The following is a 14996-nucleotide window of genomic DNA, read 5'->3' as shown; positions in this document are numbered from 1 at the left end:
CCGTCCATTCCACTTTGCAAAACATTCATCACCACTGTTTCTGGTACAAGTACATCGTTTTTGAATAACCGTACCTGGTTCTACGGCACTGAACATCCCAAAAGTTACTGAACTGCCACAGGTTTCATCAGTTCGTTTACCTTATCTTCATACTCCTGTGTTTCCTCCAGAGATGCCCTTCCGGTTCTCTGAATTTTCGTCACACCCGGGTACTGTCCCGGAAAAGATTCCAGCATGATCCCATCGCCGTATATTTTTACTTTATCCCCATTTTCCAATACATCATCAGAAATTAATTTTCCCTTTTTATTGTAAATACCTTCTGCCGGTACTTTTGCATCGAAGATCGTACCATTGTTCAGATCTACAAAAAGTCCGGTTTTCAGAAATTCTCCTGTCTCGATATAGATTGCGGATATCGCGTTTGCTTCCTGCTCCTGCTCTTCCTCTTTTACGATCTGTGCCTGCTTTCCGACCATATTCCAGAAAGCCCCTCCCATCACTGCGAAGATGGCAATCAGAACAACCATACCAATAATGAACTTCCAGTCTCGTTCTTTCTTTTCCTTCAAATATTCAACTCCTTTATATTGGTCTAACCAATTACGATTTGTTACGTTTTCTAATTATAACGTATCCTCTGTAAATTGCAAGGCTGTTTTCACCGAAACTTCGAATAAAAACGGGTTACCACGAAAAATAGACCTGTTTCTGAAAATAAAATAATCCTGAACAGGTTTTAAAGTCAACAGACCTTATACCTGCCAGGATAATTTTATATTGAGCTGACGGTGTGTCAGCCGGATATTTACAATCCACTTCGATACCCGCCCATAACCGCCAGCTCCTGTCACTTATTTTATTTACACTTCGTTTGATTTACTCTTTATTCTCTTTTTAACAGATATTATTCCTGTCCAAGTGCGCTCATAATCAGGCCTCTTAATGTTTCATCGCCTAAATCTCTGCACTCACTTTCTTCTTTGAGAACCATTGTGTTCTGCTCGTCTTCTGTGTATGGTTTCCATTCAAGACCATCCTGGCTTGGGGAACCTGTTTTTGCAAAGTTGAGCCATGCTGTTGCAACTACATCCTGAACTTTATGAGCATCTTCGCCGCCGCCTGTTGCGCGTGTTACAACCGGAATATCTACGTTATGGAATGCATAGATCAGTTCAGAGCAATGGAAAGCAACTCCACCACCATTTACAGGTGCTTCATAATCAAACAGATAAGAATAAACAGGTGCTGTAGCATCTTTCAGTTTTGCGGAAAGCAGTTCTGCTACGGTTTCTCTCATAAATCCACTGTAGAAATATACATCTGCAAGTTTCTGATCCGGGAATACTTTTGCAAATTCATCTGCAATTTCCTGTGCTTTATCGCCATATCTGTCAGTCAGATTTGCCATGGTTTCTTCTTCTGTCCACTCATTCTTCTTTCCATCAAGAATGTTCCAGGAATAGTCAAATTCTGCAAATGTAGAACCGATCATAACCGGAATGTCTGCTGCCCAGTCACAGTAATCTTCCATGACATATTTGTTGTCAACAGATGGAGCCCATGCATATCCACGGGTATTGAATGCGATCTTTCCACGTTCTTCTGTAATTTTGTCGTAAGCGCTTGCTCCGGCAGTTACCAGATCTGTATAATCCATGGTTTTGAGTTCGTCTACCTGACTCTCATCCAGTCCGAGATTTTCCAGTGTATAAGCTGCGGCCTGCTGTGTTACTTCCTGTGTATTGTCGATTCTTCCGAATACAGCACTTTCGCAGATAACTTTATCAAATAAGCCTTCTGCTGCCGGAGTTTTCATCAGAGTGAGAACTTTTCCGCCACCACCGGACTGTCCGAAAATAGTAACATTGTCAGGATCTCCACCGAAGGTTTCAATATTATCCTTGATCCACTGAAGAGAAGCTACAAGGTCTGCGATACCAAGATTACCTGTATTTTCATATTCATCACCATAAGCAGACAGGTCAAGGAATCCAAGTGCATTCAGACGATGGTTGACAGTTACTACAACCGCATCCCCATATTCACTTAAATTTTTTCCGTCATATGCTGCTGATTCAATGGAAGAACCGTTGTTATATCCGCCGCCATGGAAGAATACAAGAACCGGTTTTTTAGCTGTTTCATCTAACTGCTGTGTCCAGATATTTAAGTTCTGGCAGTCTTCTCCCTGAATCCAGTAACGGTGAGGCCACAGCATTTCATCGGAGCCTACAGAAGTCTGTTCCGGAATCTTACATGTTTTTCCATATGCCTGTGCATTATAAACGCCATCCCATGCTTCTACTTTCTGAGGCATCTGGAAACGTTCTGATGCAGCATACGGAACACCAAGGAATGTATAGGTATCATCATCCATAAATCCTTTAATCTGTCCGGCCTCTACTTCTGCGACCGGTGGATTATAAGCGTCAAAATCCTCTGCCATAACTGTAAGTGGTGCAAATGCAGAAGTTAATACAGTAGCAGTAGCTAATACACCGGCAAGTTTCTTTCTGTTTTTCATCATAAACTTTTTCTCCCTTCTTTGAAACAGATGCCCCTTATCATCTTTTCCGCTCTTTATGGGGCCTGTCGTTATCTGATGGTATTAATATACCAGTTTCCGGAGAAATTTTCATTTTTACCATTTTGACAATCGCTATACTATCTTAACTTCTTTCTTTGTACTATCTTGCACTCTTGTCTGAATCTTGCACTTTGATCATTTTTTTCACTTTCAGGCAGATATCCGCAATCCGCTTCGCTGCCTGCCTGATTTGGTTAAACCATATATTTTTTACAGATATCTGCGCAGAACTCCAACTGTCATTCCTGTTGTTTTCTTTACTACTCTGTAAAAATATGACTGATTCGGATATCCACTTCGACAGCAGATTTCCTTCATTGGAAGCTGTCCTTCTTTCATCATGCGGACAGCTGCTTCCAGGCGGATATCTGTCAGAGTTTCGATAAATGTTGTCTTTCGTTCCTGTTTCAAAAGCCTGCTCAGATAAAAAGAACTGATTCCAATTTCCTTTCCGGCATCTTCCAGTGACAGGTCTTTGCTGAAATTTCCTTTTATATAGTGCAACACTTTACGGATATATTCTGATTCTTCGTATGGTTTTTCCGTAAGTACATTTCCAAGTTCTTCTATATGAGTTTCCGTCCATTTTAAAACCTCATCTGCACAGGACATTTTTCCAAAATCCTGTGTGAAAATCCTGCTGTTCCATCTGATTTCATTCTCTCCTGCCAGATTTTCCACTTCTGCCCTGAGCTGTAAGATAAACTCCAATGCCTGTACTTTAAACAATTCGGTTTCTTCCCGACTGATTTCATTCTTTTCCGCAATTGTCTGGCTGCGCACCAGTTCCATACATTCCTGTGTCTTATTTTCCATCAGAAGCTGCAAAACTTCAGGCAGAATATTAGATAACATCATTTTTCTTGTAATGACTTCTCCATACTGAAAAAAGCTGATGCCAGGTTTTGTTTTCCCCTGTACTGCGATTCTTGCTTCATACAGGCCTGTATCATACTGCTGCGGGTCTGATTTCCAGCGGCTGATTCCCACCGCAAACGGAAGATGTTCCTCCCCAAGTTCCCGGCAGACAGCATCCGTAATTTCTATGATCCATTCCTCGTAACCTTCTTCCAGGGCTTTTCCCGGAAAAATATAAAGATAAAAGATATCTTTATGGCGCATTCCCACGCAGTTACAGTATCGCCGCATCTGCTCCAGTATCAGCTTTTCCTTCTCCTTCCAGTTCCATCCGACCTTTTTCAGCTCTTCACGTCCATTGGGTTTCCATGCCGTAAAAACTCCTCCTGCTGCTGCCTGCGGGTATTTTTCCCAGAAGTCCTGATAACTTTCAGAATCAGACTGCCGCAGAAACAAAGACATCATCCACTTTCCTGCTGCCAGCTCCGCAAGTCCGTCTTCTCTTTTTCTGCCCTCCGTAAGCTGTATCCTAAATTCCTTTTCCTTATCCAGAATCCTGCAGACTTTTTCAATCGCGGCAACCATTTCTTCTTTTGACGCAGGTTTCAGAAGATATTCCACTGCGCCAAGCTGTATGGCTTTTCTTGCGTAATCAAATTCACTGTATGAGGTATGTATGATAACCTTCATATTTATATTTCTCATCTTCAGGATCTCAATCGTCTCCAGTCCGTTTAGTCCTGGCATATTGATATCCACGATGGCAATATCCGGTTTGAACTCTTCTGCTTTTTTAAGAAAATCAATCCCGTCTCTGGCGCTTGGAAGAACCTCAATATTTTCAAATTCCGTCTGAATCTTATGTTCCAGTGCCCTGCATTCAATGGATTGATCATCTGCTATCATCAGTCGGTACATTTTTTATTTCCTCCCACATGATCAGGCGGATCGGGGCCGCCCTGCTGCTTTCTGTAGAGATTTCTGCGGGGTGCTTTTTCAGATACCTTCTATTCTTATTGTAATTTTACACCCTTTTCTCTCTTCACTCTCTATGTCCATAGAAACCTTTTCTCCATAAAGAATCTTCAGTCTGGAATATACATTTCCCAGACCTATTTTCATACTGTCTCCTTTATAATTTATCATTTCCTGTCTGATCTGCTGCAGTTTTTCTTCTTCTATTCCCACACCATTATCTTCTACCATGATATATCCCGCACCTTCCTCTTCATGATAGCTGGTTGTAAGTTTTACGCGCCCGCCTTCTGTATATTTTCCGATTCCATGTACCACCGAGTTTTCGATCAGAGGCTGCAGTGTCAGCGACGGAACCAGGATATTGTGAAAAGATTCATCCAGGTCAAAGAGAAATTCTATGCGGTCTTCATACTGTTCTTCCTGAATGAAAATATAATTTTCCAGTTCTTCAATTTCTTTAAAAAGGGAAATGGATTTCCCCGAAAAATCCAGACTGAACCGGAACATTTTTGCCGTTTTATTCAGCAGAAACTCTGTTTTTTCTGCATTTTCAAAATACGCAGTTTCCGCGATCATATTTAAGGTATTAAACATAAAATGAGGATTGATCTGCATCTGAAGTTCACGGTATTTACTTGCTTCCAGTTCTTTCTGTATCCTGATGTTTTCCTGGAGAACCGCTATCTGCTGTTTCAGTTTATCTGTCATCTGATTAAAAATATGGACAAGCAGAGAAATGTCTTTATCCATTTCCACTTTTCCATGCCCCGGATGTATTTCCTCAAATTCTCCCTCTCCGATCCGTCTGGCACCGTGTACCAGTTCCTGCACAGGAAGCAGTACAGAATTATAAATTTCTGAGATTTCTCTCCACAGATAGACACACACACCCAGAAAAACGATCAGGTAACATCCCAGAAACCACATCCTCCGAACTCTGAGATTTTCTGAAATTTTATCTACATATGTTAAATACTGACGATTTACCGTATCATACTCTTCCAGGAGAACATCGTAGACAGAAACAGCTTCTGCGTATGCGGTATCGATCTGACGCTGCCATTCTTCTTCGGAGTTTTTTTCTGCCACCATATTTTTGACATTCTCTGCCTTTTCCTCCAGGAATGTGTGCACTTTCATCAGGTTATAAAGTCTTCTGAGTGTGTCTTTATCATTGGTATTATCGAAAAGATAATCCAGGCTGTCTTCTCCCTGTTTCAGATAGGTTTTCAACTGAAGATAGTCTTCTTCCAGTGCATCGTACAATACATATCTTCGCAGATATTTCATTGCCTGTTCCTGAGTGATTGCAAATTCTTCCAGAGAACGGATATTATAGGAAGCCTGCCTGTATTTCTCATTGCTGTTGCTGCTGAAGATCAGGGTAAATACATTCAGGCATATCATACTGCCTATCACAAATACCAGAAATTCTGCCAGATGCCGCTTCAGGGTATATTCTTTTCTTCTTTTTTCCATATAAAATTCTGTTCACCCCCGTGTCTTTTAACCTGATTTCTTTCACTCTGTAAAATCTGCCCTGTCCTCATATGTGGCATCTACATAGACTTCACATGGCTCTTTATCTGGATTTTCACAGTATTCTTCTAGCATTTTCACAGCCTGATATCCCATCTGTCCGGCATTTTGCTGCAAAGTTCCAATATAAATTCCCTCTTTTATAAAGTTCTGCACTGTCCTGGAATTTTCCATTGCAAGTACGGTCATCTTTTTATCCATCTGTTTCAGGACATCTCCTACATGAAGCGGTGAGTTTCCCTCTGCGCAGAAAATAGTGTCTGCATCCTCAAACTCATCCAGCGTACTCTGAAGCTGGCGCAGGACAGTTTCTCTTCTGGAATCTCCTTCCACCACCGCCAGAATCTGCATATCCTTATACTTTGCAATCTCATCCGCAAAACCCTGATAACGTTCCTGCTGGTTGGCATATTCCATTTTTGAAACCATCACAATAATCTTTGCACTTTCCTCTGTTTTCTCCGCCAGTACCTTTGCCGCCTGCTGTCCGATCGCATAATTATCTGAACCTATATAACAGGCTCTTTTACTCTGCGGAGAATCAGAATCTATCAATGCCACCGGAATCCCTTCTTCGGAAAGTCTTGCAATTTCATTGTTGAGTTCTTCATTGTTCGGATCTCCCATGGTGATGATTCCGTCTACTTTCATATATTCCATTTTTTTCATCAGCTGGATCTGACGCTGTGTATCCATCAGTTCAAAGCTGTAAACATCAATGCTGACATTATCATCTTCTCCTGCCTCTTCCGCCCCGTTCTGGACGCCTGTCCAATAATTGAATCCATAGTTGATAATACATGCAAAACGCTTTTCTTCCGGATCATAGTTTGCTCTTGGTTCATAATTCAGTGCTGTCAGCATCACAGAAAGAATCAGGGCCAGCACCAGTATTTTTATCAAAGAACGCCTCATTTTTCCCTCTCCCTTCGGGCGGATAGCCACGCCCCGTTTCCTCATACATCTCCATACACCCCTATGGCTGCTATTCATCATGATACTATTTTTCACACGTAATTTCCAGTCCAACAGCCACTGTTGAAAGATAATTTCTGTACGATTTATGACAATTCCAGAAAATAATGCAGTCAATACAGTATTTATATGTTTTTTGTAATACAGTTTTTTCAGGATTTTTTATCTTGCGGCAGCACTGTAAAACCATTCTCTGCAAAATAAAAAACAGCTACTATATGTAGGAATTATCCTCAGGTCAGTCGGATATTCCTGCTGTATAGCAGCTGTCCTTTTATTTTATTCTGAAATATATTCTATAAACTTTTTCCCCTCTTCCGGATGTTTCGCATCAGAGGGGATACATAACAGCAGTTTCTCATCCTCCGGTTTCCGAAATCCCAGTTTGTCCAGCACTGACTGGTCACTGAGTTCTACGGTTTCGCTGAACTCTCCACCCTGACGCTGGCAGTATTCGTAGAAGCTTTCCGGTATGATCATGGCATCCAGCTCATGGACATGCCAGTTAAGGAAGAATTTTTCATAGGAGCTTTCGTTTGCTTCCGGAATCTGCAATACTCCAAATCTGCAAATTTTCTGTCAGTTTTCTGATCGTTTCAGCAGCAGCTTTTTACTTATACTGTAGTAATCAGAGCCTCCATATCACCTTCCAGCTCATATTCACCGGAACCTGCTGTGATAAAGATGCTGTCACCTTTTTTCACTTCCATTGTCTGACCGCTTGCAGTGATCTTACCTGCACCACTCATAACCAGTACACTTACGAAAGAAGTGCCGTCAGCTTCTCCTGTCAGTTTTTTTCTTCTCAGTCCGTCCAGAATCACTTTGTCTACTGTGAAATATTCGCAGGATGCAACGTGTGGTCCGAAATCCCTGTCAGTAGCTGCAGGCTCACGTTTTGTTACCTGAAGAGCCTTATCGACATGAAGTTCCCGCTCCTTTCCGTCCGGTCCTTTGCGTCCATAGTCGTAAACACGGTATGTAACATTGGAATTTTGCTGGATTTCAGCGATCAGGCTTCCTGCTCCGATGGCATGGATGGTGCCCGGATCAATAAAAAGTACGTCACCCTTATGGATCATTACTTTATTCAGAACATCTGTGAGAGTATGATTGCGGATACGTTCCTCGAATTCTTCTTCAGAGACTTCTTTTGCAAATCCGTAGAAAAGGCTTGCCCCTTCTGCCGCATCCATCACATACCACATCTCGGTTTTTCCATACTGTCCTTCATTTTTCAGTGCGTAAGCATTGTCCGGATGTACCTGGATGGAAAGGTCTTTTTTTGCATCAATAAATTTGATCAGAACCGGGAACTGCTCGAAGGACTGGCAGTCAGTTCCCAGAATCTCTTTACCGTTTTCATCAATATACTGCTGCAGAGTTTTCCCTGCATATTCTCCGTTTACAATATAACTTGGTCCGTCCGGATGGCAGGAAAGCTCCCAGGACTCTGCCAGAGGATCCCTGTCATATTCAATCCCAAACTCCGTTCTTAATCTTGTACCGCCCCAGAGGTAATCCTTGCAGCTTGGTTTTAATTTAAAAATTGCCATTTGTAAATTTCCTCCATTTACTTCAGGCACGCCTGAGAAATTCTCCTGCGTGCCCCTTTTCTTCACTACCTGTCTACTATTTTACTTAACCAGACAGATATTTCAAGTTTTTTGTGTAATTAAAGTTCCACAACTGCCTTGGATAATGCTTCCAGCTTATCTGCTGCATCCTGTGCGTCTGTACCCTTCACGCCTGCATAGTATTTAATCTTCGGCTCTGTTCCGGATGGTCTTACACAGAACCATGCACCATCCTCCAACTCAAAGTACAGTACATTGGATTCCGGAAGTGTCAGTGCAGAAGTTTCGCCTGTTGCGATATCTGTGCGTACGCTCTTCTTATAATCCTCAAGCGCAGTTACCTTGAACGGGCCAACCTGTTTCGGAGGCTGATTTCTCAGCGCATCCATCAGACCATCAATTTTTGCTTTTCCTTCTGCTCCAGGGAAGGTCTGGAAGAAAAGGCTTTCTTTATAGAATCCGTATTTCTGATACAGCTTCTCCATCTGCTCGCAGAGAGTGATTCCTTTTGATTTATAGTAAGCTGCTGCCTCGCAGAGAGCCATAACAGCTACAACTGCATCTTTGTCTCTTGCATGGGTACCTTCCAGACAGCCGTAGCTTTCTTCGTATCCAAAGAGGAATTCATGGTCGTGATTCTGCTCAAAGAATTTAATCTGCTCACCAATGTATTTGAATCCTGTCAGTGTCTCGATCAGTGCCACATTGTATTCTTTCGCAATAGCTCTTGCCATTTTTCCGGAAACAATCGTAGTTACAACAGCACCATTCTCAGGAAGCATACCCAGTTCTTTTCTCTGGGAAAGGAGATATTCCAGAATCAATATTCCGGACATATTTCCTGTAAAACTTTCATACTCGCCGGTCTTCTCATTCTTTGCATAGATGCCAAGTCTGTCTGCATCCGGGTCAGTGGCCAGGACAATGTCTGCATCCACTTCTGCCGCAAGCTTCAGAGCCAGTGTAAATGCTTTCTTATCCTCCGGGTTCGGATATCTTACAGTCGGGAAATCTCCGTCAGGAAGCTCCTGCTCTTTTACTACATAAACATTGTTAAATCCAAGTTCTTTCAGTACACGTCTTACCGGAATATTACCTGTTCCGTGAAGAGGTGTGTAAACGATTTTCAGCTTGTCTGCCTGCTCTTTGATGGCTTCCGGACGGAGAACCAGTTTCTTAAGAGCTTCCATATATTTATCATCAATTTCTTCACCGATCACTTCATAAAGACCGGCTGCCTTTGCATCTTCTTCAGACATAGTCTTCACCTGAGCAAAGTCTGTGATTGCCTGAACTTCTGTAATAATCTGTTTATCCTTAGGAGTTGTGATCTGTGCGCCGTCCTCCCAGTAAACTTTGTATCCATTGTACTGTGGCGGATTGTGGCTTGCAGTTACAACCACACCTGCTGTGCAGCCTAACTCACGAAGCGCAAAGGAAAGCATTGGTGTAGGACGAAGGGACGGGAAAATGTATGCCTTAATTCCGTTTGCAGCCATGCACAGAGCTGTCTCTTTTGCAAATTCCGGTGACATATGTCTGGAATCAAAAGCAATAGCAACACCCTTTTCCTGAGCATTTTCTTTGATGATAAAGTTTGCCAGACCCTGAGTTGCTTTTCTTACTGTATAAATGTTCATACGGTTAGTGCCGGCACCCAGGATTCCTCTCAGGCCGCCTGTACCGAATTCAAGGTCTTTATAAAATCTCTCTTTGATCTCCTGAGGATCATCTGCGATGGCTTTTAACTCAGCTCTTGTATCAGCATCAAAATACTCATCCTCACACCAGCGCTGATAGGTATTGTTCATGATCAGTTCGCAGCGCTGTTTTACACAGTCAGGGGAACGATGAGGATCTCTTGGTGTGTTGAACAGATAATCTTCCAGTTTGTCAATCGTAGTAGTTGCAACATGCATTCTGGTATCGCAGGAAGCATAATAGATGTAAACATCTCCGTTCGCCTTTGCAATAGCGCCGTTTGTAAATACTACATTGGAAACATCTCCGACTCTCTCTTTTCCAAGCGGAACAAGAAATACACCGGATGGCTCAGCGATCACTTTGGACGGATCATTCAAATCTGTTCCGAATACATAGAGAACATAACGAAGTCCTGCTGCTGTATTTCTTACACCGTGAGCAATATTGATCCAGCATTTCTTACCTCTGATCGGCACTGCACCTGCACCGTTCTTGGACTCTGTCAGAGGATGATAAATTCTCTTGCTGATAATCTTCTCTTCATCGATCACTGCATGCTCAATATCGTCACAAAGACCAAATCCGATTCCTCCGTCGATTCCTGTATCGCTCTCTGCTACTGCAAAGAAAGATTTACGGTCATTTCCCTCTACGCGGACAACCAGATAATATTTTCCGTTCAGCTCAATAGCACCGGAATTCATCACTGCATTGATTCCGAGACGTTCCTGAAAATTGGGGTTTGTCTTCGGATTCAGGTCATATCTCCATTCAACCGGCGCAAATTCTCTTGTCAGTACCGGATACTCATAACGATCATAAATTCCATTATAAAAATCTGTTTTCTGATTTTTTCTTGCGATCAGTTTTTCTACTTTCGCTTTTTCAACATAATACTATTTATTCAGCATTTTTCATCCTCCTTATTACTTCCATACACATACGCCCGTTGTGATACGGGCATTTCCATGGTTCTACAATAGGTCCGTCTCCAGGTGTGTGGTCTTCCTTTACATACCAGAACCACTCAGAACCTTCTCTTGGATCCAACATATAAGTTTTAATATAATTCCATTCATCCTCTGCTGCCTGTAAATATTCCTTTTTCTCCGAATCCTTCTGATATCTGTTCAGGAAGCCGATCACTGTCTCTGCCTGCACCCACCAGATTCTCCTCGTATCATTGACCCCGTTTTCACATTCATTCATCAGAGAATGATCCACAAAAGCTCTGTGATAAATATTTTCTGCAATCTCTGTTGTGATCGGTGTGATCTTCGCGGTATATTTTTCATCATCCAGTACTTCCAGACCTCTGTCCATCAGCCAGGAAGTCTCTATATCATGTCCATAGGAATACAGATCAATCAGACTGTTCCAGGTTCTGTCAAAAAATACTTCCTGTCTGCCAAGTTCTTTGTTATATACCTTATCTGCAAAAAGATCCATCATAAAACGAAGCCTGTCTCCTGTAAACGGATCCTTTGTCACACGGTACAATTCTGTATAAGCCTCAAAAACATGAAGCAGGGTATTCATGGTTTTCTCTGCAATAATACCATTCTCAGAAAGCTTGTCATTCTCTTCCGGCTCAAATTTGCGGTTAAAAGCTTCCAGATATCCATACTCATCCGTACATCTGTCCTCGATCACCTTCTGAAGACCTCTGGCAATCTCCAGTGCTTCCTTGTTTCCTGTTGCATCATAATAGGAAGAGAGAGCATAAATTGCGAATGCCTGATTATAGGTATGCTTCGTTGTATCTGACGGTTTCCCGTCATAAGTGACTGACCAGAACATGCCGCCATATTCTCTGTCCAGACATTTCTCCTTCAGAAATGCATATGCATGATCTGCATCCTCTTTCAGTTTTTCTTCTCCAAGTGTCATATAGGCATTGGCAAAAAACCACAGGATTCTGCTGTTTAAGATACATCCCTTTTCATAATCCTTTTGCACCTTAAGGTCATAACCCATGTAGCCATAAAAACCGCCGTATTCTTCATCCCTCAGGTTTTCCCAGAAAGGGATCAGCTTCTGTGTTAATTCCTCTTCAATTTCCTTCACAAATGTACCCATTTTTCTCCTCCTGTCATTCTGTCCTGATATTTTCTGGTTTGATTGTACCACGATTAACTTAATTATCAATATTTAATTGCTTAAAAAACAGTTTTGGAAAAACCACAAATATTTAAGTTCTGTTTTTGTATATTTTCACAGCAAAAAAGCTCACAGGTAAACCAATTTTCTTGATTTTCCTGCGAGCTACAAGCATTAACGCTTAATCTTTAATAGATTATTTTTTATGTTTCATATTCCTATATTTAATTTTTCATTTAGTTTTTCAACTTTCTCTACAGCTTTTCTGTACACTTTCCTTTTCTACGATTTTTCCTGAAACAATACTTAAGCCTCGTCCTGAATCCGGATTCTTAATCTGTTTCAGTGCCTTTTCCAGTGCTACTTTTACCATTACCAGGGTATTTACCTCATAACTGGTAATCTTTTTATCCGGGAATCCAGGATACAGGTAATTATCGAAACCGACTACAGAAATATCCTCCGGTACACGATATCCCTGTTTCTCCAGTTCCAGAATCAGTATTCCGGCAGTAAGGTCACAATTGCATACAAAGGCTTCCGGCATATGCTGTGGTAGCTTAATATGCGTAGAACCTTTTTCATCACGGTCTTCGATCAGCCATTCCTCCGGAAGAATCTGTCCATGTTCTAACTGAGCTTTATAAAAACCACAGTAACGATCCATGATACTGCTGGTGGCATGAATAGAACCAACATAAGCCATCTTTGTAAACCCCTGTTCAAACAGATATTCAGTCATCAGATACATACCATAAAAATTGTCCGCAATAACTGCATCTTTAGCCAGTTCTTTGTCATAAAAATCCAGAAATATCACCGGCATATCTGTATGTTTCTTCATAAAATGAATATATTCCCTGCTGATTTCCCCCATTACAATCAGAGCATCCACAGTATGCTCTTCCTGAATTCTCGGAAGGATGAAATTCTCCTCCATATCCCGCTTCAGTATTTCCACTGCAGCCATGCAATTCTTATCAGTAGCAACCAAAGCAAGCTCCTGATACATTTTCCAGTAAAAAGTAGTATATGTAGCCAAATATCTCTCAGAAATAATAACACCGATATTGCGCAGACCGCCTTTGTTGCGTTCACGCTTGGCTGCTGCCGTCATCTGATGATAACCCAGCTCATCTGCCACCTTTTGGATTTTCTCCCGCATCTCATCACTAACGCCCTTATTGCCGGCCAGAGCATTATGAACAGTTACAGTGCTGACTCCTACCTTTGCGGCAATATCAGCCATTCTTACTTTTCCCATTACATTATATGTCCTTTCTTATCCCTTTACTCAGTCACTTTCACAAAATGATACAATTTACCCGTGACATGCTCTCGCCACTTAAATCTTACAGATTTTGAAGTGGGAGCTTCCTGCTCAATTGCCCTTCAGGGCAAAGCTAAAACAGGCTATCCCCGCGTGTCCCGCGGTTCTTTTTTTATCCGGTTACGGATCTTTTCTGTGCTATTATGCACATTTTTTATATATTCTTTTTCCTTCTTTCAGAATATTGACCGCCGCATTCACATCCCGGTCCATCCGGTTTCCACATTCGCATAGGTATATCCGTTCTGATAATGCCAGCTCTTTCTTCTTATGTCCGCATACGCTGCATATCTTACTGGATGCAAAATATCTGTCTACTTTTATCATATATTTTCCACGTTCTTCCAGCTTATATCCAAGCATGGAAAGGAACTGACCGTATCCGTTATCCTGTATCCCTTTTCCGAAATGCAGGCCTCCGGCTATCCCCTTCAGGTTCAGATCCTCCACACATACTGCGTCATAGTCTTCTGCAAGGCTGTGGCTGAGCTTATGCTGGAAATCCTTCCTCTGGTTCTTTATCTTTTCATGATATAAAGCAACCTTTTTCTTCTGTTTCTGATAGTTACGGCTGCCCTTTTCACATCTGGAAAGTTTTCTCTGTTCCCGGGCAAGCTTTTTCTCTGCATTCCTGTAAAACATGGGATATCCGGCTCTTTCACCGGTAGAAAATACACACATCCCATGCATGGCAAAATCAATCCCCAGAAATTTTTCCGCCTGTCTTTTCTCCACTGTTTGGTTTTCACAGTCGAACAGCAGGCTGGCAAAATATTTTCCGGACGGTTCCCTGCTCACAGTCACTGATTTCAGCTTCCATCCCTCCGGTATTATACGGTGGAGCTTTATTTTTACTGGCTGCATCTTTGGTAGCTTCAGGAACCTGTCCTGCAGACAGATATTCCCATTTACCATATTCGTTGTATAGGATTTCCGCGAATGTTTTTTTGATTTATAATGCGGAAATCCCACTCCCGGTTCCCGGAAAAATTTTCGGAAAGCCCCTTCCAGATTTAACTGTACATTCGCCAGCGCAAGAGAATCCACTTCTTTCAGCCATGGATATTCTTTTTTATATCCGGCCGGCGTATTTTTCAGCATCTTTTTTTCTTCCTGATAATAACGGATCTTATCCGCAAGCATCCGGTTATAGAGAAAACGACTGCAGCCGATTGTCTTCTCTATCTGAGTTATCTGTTCTTTATTGGGATAAATCCTTATTTTTACTGCCCGGTTTATCTTTCTCACCCTGACTTTCTATATACTGATGGATTGTTCCAACAGGTGCTATATTTCAAAGATTTCTTTTGCTCTCTCTAACATTTTATCGTCCAGCATCTTTCTG

11 protein-coding genes and 1 pseudogene are annotated in these 14996 nt (G+C 41.9%); all 12 read right to left on the bottom strand.

Annotated elements, in window-relative coordinates:
- Positions 1-104 precede the first annotated feature (104 nt).
- Positions 105-572, bottom strand: a complete 468-nt coding sequence (locus AC058W_RS04160) for a hypothetical protein (RefSeq protein WP_118247117.1) — start codon at positions 570-572, stop codon at positions 105-107.
- 335 nt (positions 573-907) lie between these two features.
- Complete coding sequence (locus AC058W_RS04155; RefSeq protein WP_117846335.1) at positions 908-2530, bottom strand: carboxylesterase/lipase family protein; 1623 nt, start codon at positions 2528-2530, stop codon at positions 908-910.
- 270 nt (positions 2531-2800) lie between these two features.
- Positions 2801-4366, bottom strand: coding sequence for a response regulator transcription factor (locus AC058W_RS04150; RefSeq protein ID WP_479389757.1), 1566 nt, complete (start codon positions 4364-4366; stop codon positions 2801-2803).
- A gap of 78 nt (positions 4367-4444) precedes the next feature.
- Positions 4445-5905 carry a sensor histidine kinase gene (locus tag AC058W_RS04145; RefSeq protein WP_117846333.1) on the bottom strand — a complete coding sequence of 487 codons (1461 nt, stop codon included), beginning with the start codon at positions 5903-5905 and terminating at the stop codon, positions 4445-4447.
- Positions 5906-5947: 42 nt separating this feature from the next.
- Positions 5948-6925, bottom strand: a complete 978-nt coding sequence (locus AC058W_RS04140; RefSeq protein WP_181993318.1) for a sugar ABC transporter substrate-binding protein — start codon at positions 6923-6925, stop codon at positions 5948-5950.
- Between the two features lie 294 nt (positions 6926-7219).
- Positions 7220-7495, bottom strand: a complete 276-nt coding sequence (locus AC058W_RS04135; protein ID WP_117846331.1) for a hypothetical protein — start codon at positions 7493-7495, stop codon at positions 7220-7222.
- A 59-nt stretch (positions 7496-7554) separates the two neighbouring features.
- Positions 7555-8496, bottom strand: a complete 942-nt coding sequence (locus AC058W_RS04130) for a type I phosphomannose isomerase catalytic subunit (protein ID WP_117846330.1) — start codon at positions 8494-8496, stop codon at positions 7555-7557.
- Positions 8497-8615: 119 nt separating this feature from the next.
- Positions 8616-10328: a phospho-sugar mutase gene (locus AC058W_RS04125; RefSeq protein WP_182474223.1), complete on the bottom strand. Its 1713-nt coding sequence runs from the start codon at positions 10326-10328 to the stop codon at positions 8616-8618.
- Positions 10320-11087 (bottom strand): annotated as a pseudogene (locus AC058W_RS04120) (glycoside hydrolase family 130 protein); the annotation flags it as partial. The gene AC058W_RS04125 and the pseudogene AC058W_RS04120, both read right to left, overlap by 9 nt.
- A 34-nt stretch (positions 11088-11121) precedes the next feature.
- A complete protein-coding gene (locus AC058W_RS04115; protein ID WP_118517008.1) occupies positions 11122-12300 on the bottom strand; it encodes an AGE family epimerase/isomerase in 1179 nt (392 codons plus the stop codon).
- A 265-nt stretch (positions 12301-12565) separates the two neighbouring features.
- The gene (locus AC058W_RS04110) at positions 12566-13585 is read right to left on the bottom strand and encodes a LacI family DNA-binding transcriptional regulator (RefSeq protein WP_118137162.1); all 1020 of its coding nucleotides are present in this window, start codon (positions 13583-13585) and stop codon (positions 12566-12568) included.
- 207 nt (positions 13586-13792) lie between these two features.
- Positions 13793-14899, bottom strand: coding sequence for an RNA-guided endonuclease TnpB family protein (locus AC058W_RS04105; RefSeq protein ID WP_479389756.1), 1107 nt, complete (start codon positions 14897-14899; stop codon positions 13793-13795).
- Positions 14900-14996: the final 97 nt, after the last annotated feature.

Source organism: Blautia sp. CGZ-1-C1, assembly GCF_056504575.1.
The sequence above is the reverse complement of the archived record's forward strand: the minus strand, read 5'-3'. Positions and strand labels throughout refer to the sequence as shown.

Excerpts from the sequence above, each read along its gene's own strand:
- AC058W_RS04155 (WP_117846335.1), bottom strand. The coding sequence starts at position 2,530 with ATGATGAAAAACAGAAAGAAACTTGCCGGTGTATTAGCTACTGCTACT.
- AC058W_RS04150 (WP_479389757.1), bottom strand. The coding sequence starts at position 4,366 with ATGTACCGACTGATGATAGCAGATGATCAATCCATTGAATGCAGGGCA.
- AC058W_RS04145 (WP_117846333.1), bottom strand. The coding sequence starts at position 5,905 with ATGGAAAAAAGAAGAAAAGAATATACCCTGAAGCGGCATCTGGCAGAA.
- AC058W_RS04140 (WP_181993318.1), bottom strand. The coding sequence starts at position 6,925 with ATGAGGAAACGGGGCGTGGCTATCCGCCCGAAGGGAGAGGGAAAAATG.
- AC058W_RS04130 (WP_117846330.1), bottom strand. The coding sequence starts at position 8,496 with ATGGCAATTTTTAAATTAAAACCAAGCTGCAAGGATTACCTCTGGGGC.
- AC058W_RS04125 (WP_182474223.1), bottom strand. The coding sequence starts at position 10,328 with ATGAACAATACCTATCAGCGCTGGTGTGAGGATGAGTATTTTGATGCT.
- AC058W_RS04115 (WP_118517008.1), bottom strand. The coding sequence starts at position 12,300 with ATGGGTACATTTGTGAAGGAAATTGAAGAGGAATTAACACAGAAGCTG.
- AC058W_RS04110 (WP_118137162.1), bottom strand. The coding sequence starts at position 13,585 with ATGGGAAAAGTAAGAATGGCTGATATTGCCGCAAAGGTAGGAGTCAGC.